This window comes from Haloferula chungangensis (assembly GCF_042664875.1).
Classification (GTDB): domain Bacteria; phylum Verrucomicrobiota; class Verrucomicrobiia; order Verrucomicrobiales; family Akkermansiaceae; genus Haloferula; species Haloferula chungangensis.
The window spans coordinates 332,489-355,299 of sequence record NZ_JBHTBS010000002.1 but is presented as its reverse complement, the minus strand read 5'-3'; the positions used below and the strand labels follow the sequence as shown (position 1 = coordinate 355,299).

The following is a 22,811-nucleotide window of genomic DNA, read 5'->3' as shown; positions in this document are numbered from 1 at the left end:
TCCGACTTGCGCTTCTTGTTGTCCAAAAGGGCGGATCCTACGGCGAAGGTGGCGCCCCCTGACAAACTCCAGAGTGGGACCTCGGTGGCAAAACTTATGAATCCCTCCCCTGGTTTTAGCGTCTCCGCGAACCGGCGGCAGCGCATTCCCCTCAGTTCTCACGAATGCGAAGCCTCATGAAGTGCCTCGCTTCCGCAGGCCCAAGGGCTTGATAGTGGCGCTCCCCCGACCACTCGCCCAGATACTCCACCACCGAGGCATCCGACTTCCAAACATTCAGGTCATCGGAAGCTTCCACTTCATACCCGACCCCTTCTGCAGTGGAGCGGATTCCGAAGGAGAAGGTTTTCCCATCGCCCCGGTAATGAGTCGTCGCGTACTGGACAAGATCGCCACCTGAGAAAGCGACAGTCTCACCCTTGCCGCCGGGTGACGGAATGCCTGACTTCCAATTCGATGCCTCGTCGTAGGAAGCCAAACCAGAGGGGTTGATGCGAAGCAAACTGGAACCGCCACCATCGGCGTCCGTCGGCCATGGCATCTCATCATGATATGTTATGTCCTGAATGAGTTGGCCGTTTGAAGCGGTGATCACGATTCGGTCGCCCCCGTTGCCAAGGTTGCGATCGCCGTATTCTCCGGCGATTGGCCAGCCTGTGCCGTAGCGAAACTCAAAAGCAGCCCTATCACGAGCGATGACCACCCGTTCTCCCGGAGCCAACCCGAACAAGCCGAAGGTAAAATCGATGCCGTCACTCACCACCACATTCGCCAGCTCGATGGAAGAGGCGCTGGTATTCATGAACTCTAGAAACTCAAATGCCTCCTCATCCGCAAAGCCGGCTGCGATCTCCGGTCCACTAGCCTGAGGGGGATGATACATGATCTCACTCACGACGAGATTTCCGGCAGCAGCCGGCTCACTGAAAATATAATCGCCGCTCAGAGGGCCACTCCATTCGCCATCGTTCAGGGCGCGGGCGACAATACGGATGTCCGATGATATCGCAATCGGTCCGCGGTAAAGCTCACCGGCTATCTCCCCTCCGGGAGCCCGTGGGTCTGAGCCATCCCGTGTAAAATAGATGGTTCCAGCCTCAGTCGAAAGCGTGACCTCCAAGGGTTCGCGATGGACCCCCGGATCCCGTCCGAACCGCGGCTTTCTGGTGAATTGGCTGCCTACCCAGCGCATACGGTCGCCGATCCACTCCTTCAAATACTCCACATGCTCATCGTAGCTGGGAAAGACCAGATGGGAACGGGTCACGTTCGCCAGTGGCCATGGGCCGACAGGTTCGAAATTCCGATCCTTCGCTTCATTAACTTCGGCCGCCATGGCGTCTATGACAGGGAACAGGAATGATTCGTTGAGAATGCTCTCACTGAGTTCCTGCCATCGGTCGATATAGAGCTGCATGAAGTCCGGATCCTCGAACAATCGCGCCCAGAACTCACCACGTTCCCCCAGTCCTCCCCCATGCCAACCTTCGGGAAGATCTTCGCCGGAGGCATTGGTGTTGCCAAAGGAGCGATCGAAATCCCAGAGCGGTCCACATGCGATTTTTCCATTCCTATCTTTATAGTAGAAGGTGCTGAAGCGAAAGGAATCGACCTCCTTGGTGAACTCCTGCACCACGTGGAAATCCACCCAGCTCTGCACATCGATGTAGGCCGCATACCCCAGTTCCGGATCGGTGAATCGAGGACCGTTGAGCGCCGCCTCAAACTCACGAAGATAGTCCTGCAGATAGGCAACCTGCTGAGGCGTGACATCTTCCTCATTGGGATAAGTGATCGCGAAGCTCCCCGACTCAAGGGTGCTCACCTTCACATCCCCCGGGTCAGGCTTATCCTGTTTGAAAATGTACCCACCGCTAAGGTCCGGCAGTTCGTTCTGATCCGAATCGAGCTTTTCGATATCGACCCTATCCCCGCTTCGTCGGATTCGTTCGACCACCAAATACACGCCCCGATAATCCGCAGGGCTCAGGGCGCCCCCGTCTTGATTGAGAAACACTTCCACCGGGCGCGTGCGGGGCGAATAGCGACCGATGGAATTGTAGAGATAATGCGGAAGCCGCTCGCGAATGAAGGTGCGATCGATCTCGGAAGCATGTAGCGCCCAGTCCGAACCCGACGGCATGCCAAAGAGCGGAACGTCGCGGTCTTCACCTGCCGAATCTCGCACCTCCATGGCGAAATTGAGCTTATTGAAACCGTTAAGTTGTGAACTCTCACCGCGGACGTGGATGCCGGAATTTCCTCCCACTCTCGGCAGATCGCTCAGCTCTGTTCGCCCGGTCGAACCTGAGGGATCGAGCGCGAAAAACGTCGCCTCGCGATGAGTCGTATCATTTCGAGGAATCTCTGAACCAAAGGTATCAATCACCAAAATTGGCAAGTCACTATCAAAACCACCCAGCTCACTGTCGGCAAAAATATAACCTTCCTGCGTCACGGGTCCGGGAAGAAATCCGGGCCGAAAAGCCCGAGCTTTCAGTCGGGAGGTCGCTGAAATAACCACGGGGTCTTCATAAACCATCGAGGTTTCATCAGGCATTGACCCATCGACAGTATAACGAATCGTCGCCAGAGGATCTTCATGCTCCAAGCTCACCTTCACCATCCCGCCGAAGAAAAGTCCACCGGCCACACCGAAGCTCACTTCACCATCCAGAATCCCATCAGGAACCGCCGGACCATTGACCGCCCCTGGGGTCGGAATCGCGTGAAACCCTTCGCTACTGTATGAGACGTCCGCACTCTGAACCGGGAATGCCGGAGCGAACTCATGGACAATCGTATTTCCATCCGGTTGCACCAGAGCAAGATATTCGCCCCCTACGGCGATCGCGAAATTGGTATGCAGCTCATCTCCTTTCCGATCCTTGCTGGAGGCCCAGACGATAAGACGTTCGTCCACTCCGAGAATCCGCGAGGGAAACGACCACATCGCGAGCGAGTCGGGATCATCGGTCAGTGAGTAGCCTTCGAGATTCATCGCAAAAGCGCTGTGATTGTGAATCTCGATCCAGTCGGAGTGATCACCATCTTCATCGGTGATGCCGTCATCGTTCCTGGCCAGAAATTCTGAAAGACGGGGGTTCACTGCAACTGCCGAAACCGTCACCTCAAGGGCCTGCATGATCGTTTCCTCCCCGGTTGAGGCGCTCAAGGTGTAGGTTGTGCTGGTGCTGGGGTACAACTCGATCGAGCCCGCTTCTGAATCCACCACTCCGACCCCGGAAATCGAAACCTCCTGCGCATTGAAGACCCTCCAAGAGAGGATCACCGGCACTCCCGCCACAATGGATTCATGATCCGCGCTCAGCGACTCAATCTGAAGTTCGTGGTGTCCTCCCATGCTCATTCCGTTGCCCCGGTCATCGAGCACGACAAATGCGTTGCCCGCGTGGACGCTCCCGCCGGTTTCTCCAGCTGTCCCCCTCAAGCCACTCGCATAAGCCCAAGTCTGGCCCCGCAAATCTACGGTTCCCTTGGCATGAAATGCCGTCATCAAGCCATCAAGCTCACCTGCATTCCCGGCTCCCAATCGAGTGATCCCGCTGAGGGCATGCACATCTTCGGTGGTGAATGGGCGATCCCACAAGGCCACCTCGTCGATTTCACCAGTGAACAAGTCCACCGGATTATGGGGGGTGTTCCGAGTCAAGCCTCCGATCCCAAAACGGTTCAGCTGGAGCTCATCGACACGCGTCGAGCTGCTCCCCTCGAGCACCCCATCCACATATATCCGACGACTGTTAGAGCTTGTATAGACTCCCACCAGATGATGCCACTGACCGTCGTCAATCCTGCTTGTTCCACTGCAAGAGACCTCCGAACCGTTCCGAGCGTTGGCCTTGGCGATCCCGTCCTGCACCCGTATCACGTAATAATCGGACGAAGTGTTCCCATTTCCCAGATAGACCACCGCCTCGTTAGATGACGATTCCGTCTTCACCCACACGGAGATGGTGAATGGCAGATCATCGATCGCATCAAAGGACGAGGTGATGAAGGAATCCTTGTTCGCTCCTGAAAAGAGAACCGCTCCTCCATCAATCCCACCGGCGGTTTGCCATTCCGCCACCCCACCGGTTCCCTCCCAATTCCCCTCGATGCCGTTTCCCGAATGATCCTGCGCCAGCTCTCCGGAGCTGGCATCCAGGGGCCAGTGGACCACCAGTTCAGCGCAGGCGGGATGAAGCACGCCGCAGAGAACTGCGGCGCCGAGCAAGAGGGTTTTCAACATTCAGTTGGGAGGGCTGGAACCGCTCAACGCAGCACCCGGTAGAATCCCCTGGATTCGTTCAAGCGGTCACTATCCGTGTCCTTGTAGCTTGTCGTCTCTCCTTGAGATGCCACACCGCTTGCCACGACATCACTCCAGTCAAGAAGGTCCGTGCTGAATTCGATGGAGTAGACATCATCGGCCGCACCCGTCCAGACGAGGGTTGTTCCGCTGAGGTCACGCTCGATGCTGATGATGTGGAAATCTTCTTCAGGAACCACCGTGCCCGTCATCATCCCATTTCCGAGATCATCCATCACGATACTTGCTCCGCCTGGCAGGGAACCTGCCGTAGCACCGGCAATCCCCGTCAATTCGCTCACTGGAGTCCACACCACACCGGCCACCGTGACAGCCTGCTGCTCGTCGAAAGCCGTTAGAAGGGCAGCGACTTCGCTTGCGTTCAAGCCGAGCCCTGCGGCACCACCGTGCAGGACCGCCACCTCCGAAGCACTCAAAACACCGCGCCAGAAACTGACATCGTCGACACTGCCGTTGAATCCATCCACCACGCTGGTATCACTTCGGTCGAGCGCTCCGATGGAGAAGCGGTCCGTTAGATTATAGGCGCCACTGTCAGTGGTCCGCTCGCCCGCGAATACCCCGTCGACGTAAAGACTGAGGGAGCTTGGATGACTGTAGACGCCGACAATCGAGTGCCATTGGCCGTCGTTCACATCAGGTCCGAACTGTTCGAAGCTTCCACTGTTTCGTGTCATGACCCCGCTGGTGCCGTTGAATACGCGCATCGATTGATACTGAAAATTGCTTCCCGTTCCGAGGGTTGCGAAGGTCTGGTTTCCGATGGCGTTGACCTTGATCCAAGCACTCATCACGAACGGGTAGCCTTCCACCAACTGGGTGTAGGCCCGGACAGCGACATCACTCGCACCAGGGAAGGTCACCGCACCGGAACCGATCAAACCACCGGTTCGGCTGATGGTTCCACCCGTCTCAAGAAAGCTACCCGGATTATCGCCCGCCAAGTCTGTCGCGGAACTGCCCTCCGATTCATCGAGGGGCCAGTGAAGAAGCAACTCCCGCGGCGGAAGAGCCGGGTAGACGGTGACCTCGACTTGTGCAGTGGACTCCGCTTGGTCGTTGTATGCCGTCAGGGTGTAAAGCGTCGTCTCACTGGGGGAAACCAGGGTATTGCCGACAGGATCCGTGAACGCCCCCACCCCTTGGTTGATGTCAATTTCCACGACATTCTCCACGTCCCAGTTGAGACTGATCTCTTCCCCATCGAAGATCACGAGTTTCGAAGCCGTAAAACTGTGAATGATCGGTTCGGGAATCACCGTCACTGTGACCTGGCCAAAGGAGGTGCCATTTCCATTAGTCGCCTCCAACGTGTAGGTCGTCGACTCCTCTGGCGAGACAATCAGCGATCCGCTTGGATTGGCAACCGAGCCGATCGATTGATCAATCGAGATCGCCGTCGCGTTCTCCACGTCCCACGACAAGGTGACATCTTCACCAAAGAAGATCGTTTCTTCTGACGACTCGAAAAGTGTCACGACAGGATTTCCGGGAATTCCTGGGACCTTCATCCCATTACCTTCTTCATCGAGGACGATGAAGGCATTGCGCCCAAGAATGCTGCCTCCGGTTGTTCCGATAGGGCCTTCCAGACCCGTCGTGTATTCCCAATCGATCCCTCGGATCTGGACATCACTTTTTGCCGCGAATCCATCCATCAATGTGTCGAGATCAGCGGCATTTCCGCCGCCATGGGTCCCGAGCCCGTGAAGACCGGCCACTTCAGCCGCAGAGAGTGCCGAGTCCCACAGGGCCACGTCGTCAAGTTCACCCGTAAACAAGTCCACCGGAGCATGGGGCGTGTTGCGGGTCAGGCCTCCGATTCCGAAGCGCGTCAGCGTGACTTCCGTCACTTCGCTGGCCTGGGTTCCCACGAAGATTCCGTCCACATACAAACTGCGCTCGGTAGGACTGGCATAGACGCCAAGAACATGGTGCCACTCTCCATCATTGATCACCCCGCCGCTCAGTCGCTGTTCAGTGGTATTCCGGGCACTCAACCGGGCTGCCGTATCAGCAGTCCTCATGACATAGTAGGAATTCCCGGTCGCTCCGTTGCCAAGATAGACGAGGCCGGCGCTCGCAGATGCCGTTGTCTTGACCCACACCGAAATCGTCAGTGGGGTGCTGGTGACCTGCGAGAAGGTGTCGTTGATGAAAGTATCCGCATTGGCACCCGAAACGTAGACCGATCCTCCGTCCATTCCCTCTCCCGGCATCCAACCGGGACTGCCTAACACCCCCGCCCAGGTGCCATGAATTTCGTTTCCGGAAGAATCGTAGGCTTCCAGGCCTGAGGCTTCGTCAAGTGTCCAGTGCAAGATTGGGGCAGCCCCTGCAAATGAGCTGCAGGCCGTCACGATTGCAGCCGTGATTGCTTTCAATTTCATCATGAGAATGGGTCAATTTTGGTTTTTCCAGTGCTGTACGGCATACGACTTATCGCCGTATACCATTCAACATTAGCATTTAGCCGAATGGCCTGAGGGAATACCAGCCCAATTCCAGATTCGCTTTGAAAACGCCCCTCAACTTCCCGGCAACCCACAGTTATCTCGATAACCTCGGCGCGTCGAACCGCGCCCACAACCCATCCCCTGATGAGATGACCGATGGGTCGTGTCCGAGGGGAAACCACTCAAGGACCATCGGCCCCATCTGCCGGCGCTTGCCAATCCAGGCTCTAAGAGAAATGGCGGAGGGGGTGGGATTCGAACCCACGGTAGGTTGCCCTACTTCAGTTTTCAAGACTGACGCGATAGACCACTCTGCCACCCCTCCGGTGCGCTTGGCCGACGGAGATTTGCAACGTCTCAGCCCAAGCTTCAAGTAAAACTCGTCCCCGGGGCAAAGGTTTAGCCCATCATCTCTCCATAAAAAAAAGCCGGCCCCGTTCTCACGAGGCCGGCTTTGGAATATTCTAGCAGGGCGATCAGGCCGTCTCTGCCGAGTTGCTGGCTTCAGCGGCAAGTCGAGCAGCTTCGTCAGATGGCAATGGAATCTCGATTCCATCGTTCTCATCAGGCTCGATGATGATCGGCTCGGGCTCTTCCACCGTGAACTCGATCTCGCTGTCGCGGTGACAATCGAAGCCAGTGCCGGCTGGGATCAGGTGACCCATGATCACGTTCTCCTTGAAGCCGGTGAGGTAGTCGACCTTACCGAGGGTTGCCGCTTCGGTCAGCACGCGGGTGGTGTCCTGGAAGGACGCCGCGGAGATGAACGAGTCGGTTTCAAGCGAGGCCTTGGTAATACCAAGAAGCACGGGCTCGGCTTCGGCCGGCTTACCACCGTTGGCGACGATCTCTTCGTTGACCTTGATGAAGGTCGAACGATCGACCTGGTCACCCCAGAGGTACTGATCGGCATCACCAGGATCGGTGATCTTCACCTTGCGAAGCATCTGGCGAATGATGATCTCGATGTGCTTGTCGTTAATTTCCACGCCCTGGACGCGGTAGACCGACTGCACTTCGTTGACCAAGTGCTCCTGAAGTTCCTGCGCTCCGCAGGCTTCGAGGAGATCTTCCGGAGACACGGGGCCTTCGGTGATCTGGTCACCACGTTTCACCTGATCACCTTCGGTGACGATGATGTGGCGGCCCATGGGCACGAGGTGATCGACGCTTTCGCCGCTTTCCGGATCGGTCGCGATGACCTTCTTCTTACCGCGGACGGTGCCGCCGAAGGAGATTTCACCGTCGATCTTGGCGATCACGCAGGCATCCTTTGGCTTGCGGGCTTCGAAAAGCTCGGCAACCCGTGGAAGACCACCGGTAATATCCTTGGTGCGGGCGACCTTACGTGGCGTCTTGGCGAGCTGCGTGCCCCCGGTGATGGTCTCATTTTCCTTAACGGAAAGGTGAGCACCGACGGGGATCGAGTAGCTGGCGCGGACTTCGTTGGTCTTCGGATCAAGCACGACAACCTGCGGGTGCAAGTCCTCTTTGTGCTCGGTGACGACCATCCCCTTCTTGCCCGTTTCCTTATCGGTTTCGGACTGAACGGTGATGCCGGCGATCATATCGCGGAACTCCACCTTACCAGCCTTCTCGGTAATGATCGGAACGTTGTAGGGATCCCAAGTGGCAACCGTGTCGCCCTTCTTGACGTCTTCACCATCCTTGATCTCGATTTCGCAACCGATGACGATGTTGTGGCTTTCGAGCTCGAGGCCGTCCTTGTCGCGAACGGAAAGCGATCCGTTCTTGTTGAGAACAACCCACTTGCCGTCGGCACTCTCAACCGTGCGGAGGTCCTTGTAAACCACGTGACCGCTGTTACGAGCCTTGATGATCGGCTGTTTGAAGGCCGATGTCGCCACACCACCAACGTGGAAGGTACGCATGGTCAGCTGGGTTCCCGGCTCACCGATCGACTGGGCGGCGATGATGCCGACAGCTTCACCGATCTTCACACCCTTGCCGGTGGCAAGGTTGAGGCCGTAGCACTTCGCACAGCAACCACGCTCCGCTTCGCAGGTGAGAACCGAGCGAATCTTGAGCTTCTCGTAACCGATGCGTTCAACCGCTGAGGCCATCGTTTCATCGATGATCTCGTCGCTGGCGAGAATCACTTCACCCGAAACCGGATCCTTGACCGTCTCGCAGGAGACTCGGCCGTAGATGCGGGTTGCGAGCGAGGCGGACTCTTCGTCACCGTCGTAGATCGGCTGGACGAGGATTCCGTTGACGGTTTCGCAGTCATGCTTGGTGACGATCACGTCCTGAGCCACGTCGACGAGCTTACGGGTCATGTAACCCGAGTCGGCCGTCTTGAGCGCGGTATCCGCGAGACCCTTACGAGCACCGTGAGTCGAAATAAAGTATTCAAGCACCGTCAGACCTTCACGGAAGTTCGAGGTGATCGGACGTTCGATGATTTCACCGGATGGCTTGGCCATCAGACCGCGCATACCCGAGAGCTGCTTGATCTGCGACTTGTTACCACGAGCACCGGAGTCGACCATCATGAAGAGCGGGCTGACTCCAGGCTTGCCGTCGTTGTGCTCCAGCTTGCGGTAGAGCGCCGAAGCGATCGTGTCCGAAGCATGAGTCCAGATGTCGACGACCTTCTGGTAGCGCTCGCCGTCGGTGATCACACCGTTGCGGTACTGCTTGGTAACCTTCTCGACCTGGGCGTAGGCATCGGCGATGACGGCTGGCTTTTCTTCCGGCACGACCATGTCGACGATACCAATCGAAGTTCCCGAGCGGGAGGCCTCCTTGAAGCCGAGGCTCTTGAGTTCGTCGAGTGTCGCGACGGTGCCCTTCTGGCCGGCGACCTGGTAACAACGCCAGATCACATCACCCATTTGCTTCTTGCCGACGGTCATGTTCATGAATCCCATGCCTTCAGGCCAGATTTCGTTGAAACGAACACGTCCCGGAGTGGTTTCGATGATCTTGCCTTCGTCGAGCGCCCGTTGAAGCGAGCTCTTCTTGGCCTTTTCCTCATCGGTCAATTCCTGACCCTTGTAACCAAACACCGTATCCTTGCCGAAGTCCGGGTTGCGAAGACGGATCCACGAGTGGTAGCCGATCTTGCGGGAAGCAATCGCGTATTCGACCTCCGAGGAGTTCTCGAACAACGGAAGGTGTTCTTCCTTCTCACGATCCTTCTGAGTCCGGTTCGGCGCCCAAGTGAGGTAGTAGGAACCAAGAATGATGTCCTGTGATGGCGTCGTGATCGGACGTCCGGATGCAGGCGAGAAGATGTTGTTAGGCGCAAGCATCAGCTGACGCGCTTCCATCTGGGCCTCGACCGAGAGCGGCACGTGCACCGCCATCTGGTCACCGTCGAAGTCCGCGTTGTAAGCGGTGCAGACGAGCGGGTGAACGCGGATCGCCGATCCTTCGATGAGCTTCGGTTCGAAAGCCTGAATCGAGAGACGGTGAAGCGTCGGTGCGCGGTTGAGCATCACCGGGTGACCCTTGGTCACTTCGGCGAGGATGTCCCACACTTCGGTGGTCTTGCGATCGATCATCTTCTTCGCCGAGCGAACTGTGTGGCAGTAGCCGAGTTCCTTGAGGCGACGGATGATGAAGGGTTCGAACAGAGTCAGCGCCATCTTCTTGGGAAGACCGCACTGGTTGAGCTTGAGGTCGGGACCCACGACGATGACCGAACGACCGGAGTAGTCGACGCGCTTACCGAGAAGGTTCTGACGGAAACGACCACCCTTACCCTTGAGCATGTCGCTGAGGGACTTGAGCGGACGATTGCCAGCACCAGTGACGGCACGGCCGTGACGACCGTTGTCGAAGAGTGCATCGACCGCTTCCTGAAGCATGCGCTTCTCGTTGCGGATGATGACCTCCGGCGTCTTGAGCTGGAGGAGGTTCTTGAGACGGTTGTTGCGGTTGATGACGCGACGGTAGAGGTCGTTCAAGTCGGAGGTCGCGAAGCGGCCACCTTCAAGGGGAACCAGCGGACGAAGGTCCGGCGGGATCACGGGAAGAACCATCATGATCATCCATTCCGGGCGCGACTTGGAGCCGGCGAATCCCTGGGCAATCTTAAGGCGCTTCGAGAGCTTCTTCTTGTTTTGCTTGGAACGGGTCGTCTCGAGTTCTTCTTCAAGCTTCACCTGAAGTTCGGCGAGGTCGACCTGACCGAGGAGGTCCTGAAGCGCTTCCGCACCCATCCCGGCACGGAATGATCCGTCGCCATAGGCGTCTTCGGCTTCACGGATCTCGTTTTCCGTAAGCAGCTGGCCGAGCTCAAGGGGCGAGTTGCCTGGATCGGTAACGATGTAGTCCTCGTAGTAGATCACGCGCTCGAGGTGACGGGCGCTGATATCGAGAACCAAGCCGATGCGCGATGGCATGCACTTGTAGAACCAGATGTGCGAAACAGGCACGGCGAGCTCGATGTGGCCCATGCGCTCACGACGAACGCGGCTCAGGGTCACTTCAACGCCGCAACGGTCGCAGACCACACCCTTGTGCTTGATGCGCTTGTATTTTCCGCAGGCACACTCCCAGTCACGGGTCGGGCCGAAGATTCGCTCACAGAACAGACCGCCCTTCTCGGGCTTGAAGGTCCGGTAGTTGATCGTCTCAGGATTCTTTACTTCGCCTTTGGACCAGGAACGAATGACGTCTGGTGCAGCAACGGTGATGGATACCTGATCAAAGGCATCCGGCTTGTCGTCCACGCCGAAAAGTTCGCGAAGGTTGGTGTCAACACTCATGATAATGTATAGCTAATTAAGTCGGTTGGTTGCGGGCGATTAGAGGGTAAGGTCGTCGAGCGAGAAGTCATCGCCAAGATCGGCGGGAACTCCTCCCAGTTCGGAACCACGCTTGCCGGGACGGACGTCCAGACCGAGCGACTGCATTTCTTTGATAAGGACGTTGAAGGATTCCGGAGTGCCGGCTTCCAGGTTGTTGTCGCCCTTGACGATGGATTCGTAAATCCGGGTTCTGCCCTGCACGTCGTCCGACTTCACCGTCAGGAGTTCCTGCAAGCAATAAGCGGCGCCGTAGGCTTCGAGCGCCCAGACCTCCATTTCCCCGAAGCGCTGACCACCATACTGGGCCTTACCACCAAGCGGCTGCTGGGTGACGAGCGAGTAGGGACCAACGGCACGTGCGTGGATCTTGTCGGCCACAAGGTGACCCAGCTTCAGCATGTAGATCATGCCGACCACGACGGGTTGGTGGAAGGCTTCGCCGGTGCGGCCGTCGATCAGAGTCGACTTACCACCAGTGGAACCGTCCTTGCCGTCGCCGATCCAAGTGAATCCGCGGGTTTCCGGCTCACCCGGTTTGCGCGGACGCGCCTTGCCATTGTCGCCGATGATATTGACTCCATCGACGGTCTTGGCCTCGGACATGTAGTCCCAGATCTTGCTTTCGTGGATACCATCGAAAATCGGTGTTCCGACCTTGAAGCCCAGCGCGCAGGCAGCGACGCCGAGGTGCGTTTCAAGGACCTGTCCGACGTTCATACGTGATGGCACGCCGAGTGGGTTGAGGCAGATATCGACCGGAGTTCCGTCTTCGAGGTAAGGCATGTCTTCCTCAGGGACGATGGTCGCGACCACACCCTTGTTACCGTGGCGGCCGGCCATCTTGTCACCCACCGAAAGCTTGCGCTTGGCGGCAACGAAGACCTTCACTTCCTTGATCACGCCGGGATCGACTTCATCACCGGACTCGAGCTGGTCGAGCTTGCGCTCGCGCTCGGTGTCGAGTTCGGAGAAGCGACCTTCGAAGGAGCTGATGATCTCGAGGATCTTGTTACGGATCGGAGAAGGATCGATTTCGATGTGATCGTGGACCGATGCAAGCTTGCGAAGCAGGGTCTTGGTGATCTTGCGGTTCGCAGGGATGATGATCTCACCCGTCTGGGCATTGACCACATCAAGCGGGATTTTCTCGCCAAGCAGGATGTCGGAAAGCTTTTCCGTCAGGTCGTCGGTCAGCTTGTCGGACTTCTTCTTGTGCTCGTCGTTGATCTTCTTGAGCTGCTTCTTGAGCTCGGCGGGATCGACCTTTTCGGCGCGACGGGCGGCCAGTCCGTGGGATGCCACGCGGATATCCTGAACGATGCCGGTGCAGCCGGATGGAACACGCAACGAGGTGTCCTTCACGTCTGCCGCCTTCTCACCGAAGATCGCACGAAGCAGGCGTTCTTCCGGAGCCAGCTCGGTCTCGGACTTCGGTGTGATCTTGCCGACGAGGATGTCACCCGGCTTCACCTCGGCACCGATCCGGACGATGCCGTCGTGGTCGAGATTCTTGAGGGCTTCCTCACCGACGTTTGGAATATCACGGGTGATTTCTTCAGGTCCCAGCTTGGTGTCACGGGCAGCGACTTCGAACTCGGAGATGTGGATCGACGTGTAGACATCTTCCTTTACCACGCGCTCGGAGATGACGATGGCATCCTCGAAGTTGTAGCCGTTCCAAGGCATGAAGGCGACCAGCACGTTGCGGCCAAGTGCCAGCTCACCATTCTCGGTGTTGGGACCGTCTGCAAGGACGTCTCCCTTCTTGATCTTGGCACCGACCTTGACGATCGGCTTCTGGTTGATGCAGGTGCCTGCGTTTGAACGCATGAACTTGCGCAGCGGATAGGCCATGATGCCTTTCGCGACGTCCGTCTTCACCGTCTCGGGATCGGAAAGGAACTTTTCGTCAGCGACCGGCAACTTGCCATCAGGCGAAGTCACGATGATTTCGGCGGTCGCAGCAGCGACGATACCGTCCATTTCGGAAACGACGACCGAACGGGAATCACGAGCGGTCTTGCCTTCGAGACCCGTACCGACGAAGGGCGACTCGGAAACGAGAAGCGGCACACCCTGGCGCTGCATGTTCGATCCCATGAGGGCGCGGTTGGCGTCATCGTGCTCGAGGAATGGAATCAGACCGGCAGCCACGGAAACGAGCTGCTTCGGCGAAACGTCCATGTAGTCGACGTCGGTCGGTCCCACTTCGATGAACTCACCACCCGCTTCACGGGCCGTGACCTTTTCGTTGAGGAACTTGCCGTCCTTGTCGATCGGGTTGTTTGCCTGGGCGATGAGGAACTTTTCTTCCTGGTCAGCGGTGAGATACTCGATCTCATTGCTGCACTTGCCGTCCTTCACGCGACGATACGGGGTTTCGATGAAACCAAACTCGTTGATCCGAGCGTAGGTGCACATCGAGTTGATCAGACCGATGTTCGGACCTTCCGGGGTCTCAATCGGGCAGATACGGCCGTAGTGCGACGGGTGCACGTCTCGAACTTCGAAGCCGGCACGGTCGCGGTTCAGACCACCAGGTCCGAGGGCCGAGAGACGACGCTTGTGCGTCAGCTCGGCGAGCGGGTTGGTCTGGTCCATGAACTGCGAAAGCTGCGAACGACCGAAGAAGTCACGCACCACGGCGGAAAGCGCCTTCGGGTTGATGAGCTTCTGCGGCGTCATGCCTTCGATGTTCACATCGAACAAAGTCATGCGCTCCTTGACCAGGCGCTCGGTGCGGGCGAGGCCGACACGGCACTGGTTGGCGAGCAATTCACCCACGGCACGCACGCGGCGTGAACCAAGGTGGTCGATATCGTCGATAACTCCCTCACCTTTCTTCAGGCGGAGGAGATACTTCACGGCACCAAGGAAATCCTCGGGAACCATGATGCGCTGGTCGGAATCGACCTTGCTTTCGAGCTTGCTGTTGATCTTGTAACGACCGACGCGGGTCAGGTCATACTTCTTCGGATCAAAGAAGAGACGCTTCAGAAGCGCGCGGGCATTGGCAGCGGTCGGAGGATCTCCTGGGCGCAGCTTGCGGTAGATGTCCTTGAGGGCGCTGTCTTCGTCGTGAGCCGGGTCCTTGCGGAGTGACTTGAGAAGAATTTCATCCTCACGGCCGTCGATCACCTCGATGTTCTTGTGACCAAGCGCGATGAGCTGCTTGACGATGCCGAGAGTGAGCGGTTCGTAGGCTTTGGAAACGACGAGTTCGCCATCGAGCACGTCTTCGAAAGGCACCTTGTGACCGAGCTCGGTTTCATCAGCCTTCTCCGAGAGCTTCAGCTTCTCGATGGTGTAGAAATGGGTGACGATATCGCGGTCGGTCGGGTAGCCCATCGCACGCAGGAAGGTGGTGGCGAGGAACTTGCGACGGCGACGACGGCGATCGAGGTAGACGTAGAGAAGATCGTTCGTATCGAACTGCACTTCGAGCCATGATCCCCGGTCAGGAATGATCCGGAACGAGTGGAGGGTCTTGCCGTTGAGGTGCTGGGAAGTCTCGAAGCAGATACCGGGCGAACGGTGAAGCTGGGAAACGATGACGCGCTCGGCGCCGTTGATGATGAAGGTGCCGCGGCGGGTCATCATCGGAAGCTCACCCATGTAGACGCGCTCCTTTTTCACACCCGTTTCGTCCTTCAGCTTGAAGGTCACGTAGAGGGCAGCGGAGAAACTCTCACCATTGCGGAGGGAGCCAAGGGACGTGATCTTGGGTTCCTCGATATCATAAGCAACGAAGTCGAGTTCGATTGCTTCGTCGTAACTTTTGATCGGAAAAACTTCACGAAAAACGGCCTGCAGGCCGGTGTCGCTTCGGTCACCGGCGGATACTTCCTTCTGAAGGAAATCCTCGTATGAACGGCTTTGAACTTCGATGAGGTTGGGAGCCTCAATGACTTCCTCGATTTTCCCGAATTGGAGACGGTCGGCCATGGTGTCTGGGGTATTGCGGATGCGGAGTGCGGATTGAGCCCGGTCGTATTACGGCCGGGCGGAAACTGATTAGCGGGAGATGGAAAATTTTTCCGGAATCGGCGAAAACGGTCGAAAGGGGGTCTCGACGGCTTTCGCCGGTGCCGGTGGCGACTCCGGGAGTGTCTCGGAATGAGACACTCCCGAAATCTGAAAACCACGTGGGTTACTTGAGCTCGACCTTGGCGCCAGCTTCTTCAAGCTTTTTCTTGGCGGCTTCGGCGGCCTCCTTAGGAGCACCTTCGAGGATCTTAGCTGGGCAGCTTTCGACCAACTTCTTGGCGTCAGCAAGACCAAGGCCAGGAGAAACTTCACGAACTGCCTTAATGGCAGCGATCTTGTTTCCACCACCGTCGGTCAGGACGACGTCGAAGTCAGTTTTCTCTTCAGCAGCTTCAGCAGCAGCGGCAGGGCCGGCAGCTACAGCAGCAACAGGAGCAGCGGCGGAAACGCCCCACTCTTCTTCGAGTTGTTTAACGAGTTCGGCAGCTTCCAAGACGGTAAGCTTGCCCAGTTCTTCAGCAATTTTTGCGATATCAGCCATTGTATTTCTCCATTGCGGTATCGTCGCACCCGGTAGCCACCGGACATTTCAGAAACGCAGCTGCGCCTCCGACGAGGAACCATTGTGTGTTCAGGTGACAGCGGAGAGCCGCCACCATCCGTTCAGATTGTGTAAATTCAGCCTTCTGGGTTGAACTTGGCCTGCAGCACTCGTGCGAGCGAGGAAGCAGGTTCGTTGAGGGTGCGGACCAGCTTGCTTGCAGGCGCGTTGATGACGCCCAGCAAGGTGGCGAGCATGACCTCGCGGGAAGGAAGTTCGGCGATGGCCTTAACCTGGGCTTCGTCGAGGATTGCTCCATCGAGGATGCCAAGCTTGATGGCAGGCTTCTTGAACTCCTTTTCAAAGGTTTTGAGGACCTTGGCGGCAGCTGCGACGTCCTCGGCACCTGTCACAAAGGCGGTCTGACCGACGAGTTGATCGCCCGTATCGGGAAGACCGGCCTCGGCGAGCGCCTTTTTCATGTAGGTGTTCTTGGCAACGTGGCACTCGGCGCCATTGGCGGAAAGACGAGTCCGAAGTTCGGAGAACTGAGGAACCGTCATGCCGGTGTATTCGATCACCAGCAGGAATGGCGAACCATTCACCCGCTCGAGCAAGTCATCGATGATGATTTTCTTATCAGGATTCATGTCGGATCAGGTGGTTTAGATGATGGAGTAGAGGGACTTTTCAAGCGGCAGGCCCGGGCACATCGAGGCGGCCACGGTGACGCTTTGAATGTAGTTGCCCTTGGCGGAAGCAGGCTTGGCGCGCTTCACGCTGTCGATGAATGCCGCGGCATTTTCTGCAAGCGCACCTTCGTTGAAGGAAGCCTTGCCGATGGATCCGGAGACGTTGCCGTTCTTGTCGAGTTTGTAGTCAATCCGACCCGCCTTCACTTCGGTCACCGCCTTGGCGGTGTCGTCGGTCACGGTGCCGGTCTTCGGGTTTGGCATCAGGCCACGGGGACCGAGGACACGAGCGATCTTACGAACTTCGGTCATCGCTTCGGGAGTGGCGATGGCGACATCGAAGTCGGTGAATCCACCCTGGACCTTCTTGATGAGATCTTCGAATCCGACGTGCTCGGCACCAGCGGCGGTGGCGGCTTCGGCGGCGGCTCCTGCGGCGAACACACAGACGCGGACGTTTTTACCGGTGCCGTGTGGCAGGGAAACGGAACCACGAACCATTTGGTCGCTCTTGCGGGGATCCACGCCGAGGTGGAAGGATACGGTGACGGTTGGGTCGAACTTTGGTGCCGGGAATTTCTTCAGGGTGCCAAAGGCCTCATCCAGACCGTAGGACTTGCCTTCCTCAACGAGGTCGGCAGCTTTCTTGTAGCGTTTGCTGCGGTGTTTAGCCATTTTTTTGTGATGCAGTGCGGACGGATCCTGCGGATGCAAGACCCTCCTGCGGTTGAGATCGACCCCCGCCTGAGCGGGGTGTCGGAGAGTGATTTAGAAGCCTTCGACTTCGAGACCCATCTGACGGGCGGTGCCGGCAAGGATGCGGGCAGCGGCTTCAGGATCAGCGGTGTTCAGGTCGGGCATTTTGATTTCGACCACTTCCATGAGCTTGGCCTTGGAGATGGTGCCAACTTTCTTCTTGTTGGGCTCACCCGATCCGGAAGCGATGCCGGCTGCCTTCTTGAGAAGGTTGGCGGCGGGTGGCTTCTTGGTGACGAAGGTGAAGCTCTTGTCCTTGTAGACGGAGATGATGCAGGGAAGCACTTCACCGGCCTGGGACTGGGTCGCAGCGTTGAACTCCTTACAGAAGCCCATGATGTTCACGCCGGCCTGACCGAGAGCAGGACCAACTGGTGGGGACGGGTTGGCGCCTCCAGCTTGGATCTGGAGCTTGATGACTTTAACGACTTCTTTGGCCATGGTTTCGAGTGGTTGAGATGGTGGTGTTTAAATTGAGAAATGCGGGATGATCGGCTTCATTCACGTTCAACCTGCCAGTATTCGAGTTCGACCGGAGTGGAACGGCCAAAGATGGTGACGGAGACGCGGAGCTTGCCCTTCTCGGGATCGATCTCCTCGACGACGCCAGTCTGGCTCTGGAATGGACCATCGGCCACCTTGACGGTGTCTCCGACTTCGAAACTGATGGAGGGGCGGACGTTTTCCTCCCGCTCCTTGATTTGGCCAAGCATGGCATCCACTTCCTTCTGGCGCATCGGGATCGGACGATCCTTGGTGCCGGCGAAGCCAATGACTCCATCCATCTCCTTGATGAAGTACCAGGCCTCCTCCTGGAGCTGGTTGTCTTCGGTAAGGAGGTTCATGTTGATGATGATGTAACCAGGGAAGAACTTCTTCTTGGTTTCGGTCTTCTTGCCGCGGCGAATTTCAGAAACCATCTCCATCGGCACAAGGACCTCGAAGATGTATTTGCTCAGATCCTCGGCCTCAGCGTTGCGGTAGATACGGTCACGGACCTTGTTCTCCTGACCGGAGAGGACGTGAACCACGTACCACTGTTTTTCTGGCGGCGGAATAACGGGCATGAAATTAGGAAAGTTCTGGCAAGCTGGAGGGGATCAACCTCCGAGTTTAGTAAGGAAAAAGACGACCTGCGTAAGGAAGAAATCCCAGAAGGTCACGAAGCCTGCGAGCAGGATGGTGGCAATCAGCACAACGACTGTCGAATCGACGAGTTCCTTGTACTTCTTGATTCCCTTGATCTTCGGGTCGGACTCCCACGGCCAGTTGGCCTTGCGGAGCTCGCCCTTCACTTCACCGATGAAACGGGAGACTTTTGTGAACATGGCTTAAAAAGAGGAAGATCGGGACTGAGGAAAAATGGCACGGAAGGAGGGACTCGAACCCACAACCAACGGTTTTGGAGACCGCTACTCTACCAATTGAGCTACTTCCGTTTTTTGCTTCTATGAAGAGGCGATTGCGGGGCACCCCGGTGATTCCACCAAGGTGCCCCGTAAAGTTTAGGGATTCAGTTCGGGCGGCGGACCGCCGACATGAACCCCCGATGAGTATTAGTCAAGGATTTCACCGACACGACCTGCACCCACGGTGCGGCCACCTTCGCGAATCGCGAAGCGCATGGTCTGCTCCATGGCGATCGGGTTGATGAGCTCGACTTCAAGATTCACGTTGTCACCAGGCATCACCATCTCAACTCCGTCAGGGAGCTTGATGCTTCCGGTCACGTCGGTCGTGCGGAAGTAGAACTGAGGACGGTAGTTCGAGAAGAACGGGGTGTGACGACCACCTTCATCCTTGGAGAGAACGTAGATCTCACCCTTGAACTTGGTGTGGGCCTTCACGGAACCTGGCTTCACGATGACCTGGCCACGCTCGACGTCGTCCTTCTTGAGACCACGGATGAGGAGACCCACGTTGTCGCCTGCACGACCTTCGTCGAGCAGCTTGCGGAACATTTCGATGTCGGTCACGGTGGTCTTCTGCGTGTCGCGGATACCAACGATTTCGACTTCTTCCATCTTCTTGATGATACCACGCTCAACACGACCGGTGCAGACCGTTCCACGACCTTCGATCGAGAACACGTCTTCCACAGGCATGAGGAATGGCTTGTCAACTGGGCGCTCAGGCTCAGGGATGTAGGAATCAACGGCTTCCATCAGCTTGATGATGTTTGCCTTCTGATCCGCATCGCCTTCGAGGGCCTTAAGTGCGGAGCCCTTGACGATCGGGATGTCGTCGCCAGGGAATTCGTAAGTGGAAAGGAGATCACGAACTTCCATCTCGACGAGCTCAAGAAGCTCTTCGTCGTCGACCATGTCGACCTTGTTCATGAATACAACGAGGGCAGGAACACCCACCTGACGAGCGAGCAGGATGTGCTCACGAGTCTGAGGCATTGGGCCATCGGCTGCCGAAACAACGAGAATACCACCGTCCATCTGAGCGGCGCCGGTGATCATGTTCTTCACGTAGTCAGCGTGACCTGGGCAGTCAACGTGCGCATAGTGACGGTTGGCGGTTTCATATTCGACGTGTGCGGTCGAAATGGTGATACCACGCTCACGCTCTTCGGGAGCGGCGTCGATGTCTGCGTATGCTTTTGCAACGGCACCACCTGTTTCTGCCAGGGTGTTGGTGATCGCTGCTGTGAGAGTGGTCTTACCGTGGTCAACGTGGCCGATGGTGCCGACGTTTACGTGGGGTTTGTTCCGCTGGAATGCTTCTTTGGCCATGATTGATTGGTTGTTCGCTTTGGACTGGTTCGCTTCGACATCTATACCCGCTGGAGCTTGTGGGGGGAATTGAACCCCCGACCTCACCCTTACCAAGGGTGTGCTCTACCCCTGAGCTACACAAGCGAGTCGGCTATAGACACCATTCCCGAGAACCGTCTGAAAAATCTCACCACCGACCGAGAGTCGGAAACTGGTGCGATATCTCGGTGAGCCCCCGGGAAAAGCGGGCGGAACTTAACAAAGCCGCCCACCCTGTCAAAAAAAAACGAAAAGGAAAGAAGATTTCCTGCCAGTTCCTGATTTCCCTAGGGAAATCAGGGGTTCCAGCGGGTCTCCTTTTGGCCTCTCAAGCCCCTTCTGAGCCCTCGTTGAGGTCGATTAGCCGATTTAGTCTCTCAATCGAGAGACATTTTCCGCTTTCCGGGTCGATATCGGCGACCAATCCGCACAGTCGGACCGGACCCTTGGCGACAGGAAAGCGGGTCGGCATCCCGGTTCGGAATCGCCAAACCACCGATTCGGGCGATCTTCCGAGCACCGAATGCTCGGGGCCGCACATTCCCGCGTCGGTCAGACAGCCGGTGCCTTCTGGCAAAATCCGTTCATCAGCCGTTTGCACATGAGTGTGGGTTCCCACCACAACGGAAGCTTTGCCATCGAGCGCCCAGCCCATCGCGATCTTCTCGCTGGTGGTCTCCGCATGAAAGTCGAGGAAGATCATCTTGACTCCCTCCTCCCTGAGTTTGGCGATCCGGTCCTCGACGATGACGAAGGGGTTTTCCAATGGTGGCTGAATGAACGACCGCCCTTGCGCCTGAATCACCGCGATTTTCCCTTTTGCCGTCTCCAGCACGACCCAGCCGGCACCTGGCGTTCCCTCGGGATAATTGATCGGCCGCAGCAGGCGGGGTTCGGTCGGAAAGTAGTCGACGATGTCCTGCTGGTCCCAAACGTGATCGCCCGTCGTGACCACCGCCGCCCCGGCTCGCAGCAGATCGATGGTGATCTTCGGCGTAATGCCGCGTCCTCCCGCGGCGTTCTCTCCATTGACGATGATGAAATCGAGCTCGAGCTCCTTCCGCAGGCTCGCCAACTGCCCAATGACTGCCTTACGTCCGGGTTCACCGACGACGTCTCCGAGAAACATGATGCGCAAAGAATCCATAATAGTTCGCTTCACCATCGCAACCGCCTGAGACCAACCCGCCAAGCAAATTCACTTCGATGCGCAAACGTACCGCCATTCCCCTGCTGACCGCCCTCTTTCTCGGACTCATCACGCTGCTTTTCTGGAAATCCCCACCCATTTCCTCCACGACCTCCCCTTCCGATTCGCCGCCCGCTTTGGAGCCTCCCGCCGTTCCCGCCCCCCGACTTTCCGATCTCGCCCCACCCCCGGATTGGTCGGAGCTCGATGCCTGGCAGGAAAAGATCACGCGCCGCGAATTTATTGAGATGATGGACTCCGTGTTCACCGTCTCACCGGCATGGCGGGAGTGGTTCGTCGTCGGAACGGATCAGGTCGAAGTGAAGACCGCTGAGGCGGAAGCCCCCTACGTCCTGCGGTTTTCCAAAGCACCGGATACCAGCGGCCCACGCTACTGGAGAAGCGCTGGGGAACTCCCCGCAGCGCCAGCCGGCCGACCGCTCGAGGGCCTTCGGATCGCCATCGACCCCGGACACATCGGAGGAAAGTGGGCCAAAATCGAGGAACGCTGGTTTCAGGTCGGCGATGGCAAACCTGTTAGAGAGGGAAGCATGACCCTCGAGGTTGCCAAAATGCTCAAGCCGATGCTCGAGTCGCTCGGCGCCGATGTCACACTTGTTAGGACCGCCAACGAACCCGTCACCAACTACCGCCCCGAGTCTCTCATGAGCGAAGCACTTGACCGCAGCATCGACTCGCCCCGGAAACTCGCCGAACGCCTTTTCTATCGCACTGCCGAGATTCGTGCCCGTGGCGACAAGGTGAACCACGAGATCAAACCCGATCTCGTGCTCTGTCTGCACTTCAATGCCGAAGGCTGGGGCGACCCACTCCTTCCCCGGCTCGTCACCAACAACCATTTCCACCTGATCTTGAACGGAGCCTACATGGATGGAGAAGTCACCCTCGAGGACCAGCGATTTGAAATCATGCGCAAGATCGTCGAACGCATCCATCCGGAAGAAGCAGCCCTCGCAACGAGCATGGCCGCCGCCTTCGTCGAGAAAACCCAACTCCCCCCCTATCTCTACGAGCCCAACTCAAGGCGCGCGGTCAACATCGACAACAACCCCTATCTCTGGGCGCGCAACCTCCTCGCCAACCGGCTCTACCGTTGCCCCGTGGTTTTCCTCGAACCCTACGTCATGAATTCGGAGGAAGTTCACGCCCGCGTCCAACTCGGAGATTACGAGGGCCTCAGGGAGGTCGCGGGAAAACCCCGGCCCTCGATTTTCAAAGAGTATGCGGAATCCGTGACGAAAGGCTTGAGCGACTACTACCAGGCTCAACGAGCAGACTGAATGTCGCAAA

Annotated in this window: 13 protein-coding genes and 3 tRNA genes; 1 reads left to right on the top strand and 15 read right to left on the bottom strand. The window is 57.4% G+C overall.

Annotated elements, in window-relative coordinates:
* Positions 1–151: 151 nt before the first annotated feature.
* The 15 genes from ACFQY0_RS05390 to ACFQY0_RS05320 form a co-directional block, all read right to left on the bottom strand.
* Positions 152–4,255, bottom strand: a complete 4,104-nt coding sequence (locus ACFQY0_RS05390) for a CotH kinase family protein (RefSeq protein WP_379710008.1) — start codon at positions 4,253–4,255, stop codon at positions 152–154.
* Between the two features lie 23 nt (positions 4,256–4,278).
* A complete protein-coding gene (locus tag ACFQY0_RS05385) occupies positions 4,279–6,657 on the bottom strand; it encodes a LamG domain-containing protein (RefSeq protein ID WP_379710006.1) in 2,379 nt (792 codons plus the stop codon).
* Between the two features lie 372 nt (positions 6,658–7,029).
* Positions 7,030–7,117 (bottom strand) — tRNA-Ser (locus ACFQY0_RS05380).
* A 151-nt stretch (positions 7,118–7,268) separates the two neighbouring features.
* On the bottom strand, positions 7,269–11,534 hold the full coding sequence (rpoC, locus tag ACFQY0_RS05375; protein ID WP_379710591.1) for a DNA-directed RNA polymerase subunit beta': 4,266 nt from the start codon (positions 11,532–11,534) through the stop codon (positions 7,269–7,271).
* Between the two features lie 36 nt (positions 11,535–11,570).
* Positions 11,571–15,518, bottom strand: coding sequence for a DNA-directed RNA polymerase subunit beta (rpoB, locus tag ACFQY0_RS05370; protein WP_379710003.1), 3,948 nt, complete (start codon positions 15,516–15,518; stop codon positions 11,571–11,573).
* A gap of 205 nt (positions 15,519–15,723) precedes the next feature.
* Complete coding sequence (gene rplL / locus ACFQY0_RS05365; RefSeq protein WP_379710001.1) at positions 15,724–16,101, bottom strand: 50S ribosomal protein L7/L12; 378 nt, start codon at positions 16,099–16,101, stop codon at positions 15,724–15,726.
* Between the two features lie 137 nt (positions 16,102–16,238).
* Positions 16,239–16,751 (bottom strand): 50S ribosomal protein L10, encoded by a 513-nt coding sequence (rplJ, locus tag ACFQY0_RS05360; RefSeq protein WP_379709998.1) that lies wholly within the window; start codon positions 16,749–16,751, stop codon positions 16,239–16,241.
* A 15-nt stretch (positions 16,752–16,766) separates the two neighbouring features.
* Complete coding sequence (gene rplA / locus ACFQY0_RS05355; protein WP_379709995.1) at positions 16,767–17,468, bottom strand: 50S ribosomal protein L1; 702 nt, start codon at positions 17,466–17,468, stop codon at positions 16,767–16,769.
* A 93-nt stretch (positions 17,469–17,561) separates the two neighbouring features.
* Complete coding sequence (gene rplK / locus ACFQY0_RS05350; RefSeq protein WP_379709993.1) at positions 17,562–17,990, bottom strand: 50S ribosomal protein L11; 429 nt, start codon at positions 17,988–17,990, stop codon at positions 17,562–17,564.
* A 56-nt stretch (positions 17,991–18,046) separates the two neighbouring features.
* Positions 18,047–18,616 carry a transcription termination/antitermination protein NusG gene (nusG, locus tag ACFQY0_RS05345; protein ID WP_379709991.1) on the bottom strand — a complete coding sequence of 190 codons (570 nt, stop codon included), beginning with the start codon at positions 18,614–18,616 and terminating at the stop codon, positions 18,047–18,049.
* A 33-nt stretch (positions 18,617–18,649) separates the two neighbouring features.
* Complete coding sequence (locus ACFQY0_RS05340; RefSeq protein ID WP_379709988.1) at positions 18,650–18,877, bottom strand: preprotein translocase subunit SecE; 228 nt, start codon at positions 18,875–18,877, stop codon at positions 18,650–18,652.
* A gap of 35 nt (positions 18,878–18,912) precedes the next feature.
* A tRNA-Trp gene (locus tag ACFQY0_RS05335) sits at positions 18,913–18,988 on the bottom strand.
* Positions 18,989–19,105: 117 nt separating this feature from the next.
* Positions 19,106–20,290: an elongation factor Tu gene (gene tuf, locus ACFQY0_RS05330; RefSeq protein ID WP_379709985.1), complete on the bottom strand. Its 1,185-nt coding sequence runs from the start codon at positions 20,288–20,290 to the stop codon at positions 19,106–19,108.
* Between the two features lie 51 nt (positions 20,291–20,341).
* A tRNA-Thr gene (locus ACFQY0_RS05325) sits at positions 20,342–20,416 on the bottom strand.
* A gap of 223 nt (positions 20,417–20,639) precedes the next feature.
* Positions 20,640–21,440, bottom strand: coding sequence for a TIGR00282 family metallophosphoesterase (locus ACFQY0_RS05320; RefSeq protein ID WP_379709983.1), 801 nt, complete (start codon positions 21,438–21,440; stop codon positions 20,640–20,642).
* A 77-nt stretch (positions 21,441–21,517) separates the two neighbouring features.
* Here ACFQY0_RS05320 and ACFQY0_RS05315 point away from each other — a divergent pair, with 77 nt between their 5' ends.
* A complete protein-coding gene (locus ACFQY0_RS05315) occupies positions 21,518–22,801 on the top strand; it encodes a hypothetical protein (protein WP_379709981.1) in 1,284 nt (427 codons plus the stop codon).
* Positions 22,802–22,811: the final 10 nt, after the last annotated feature.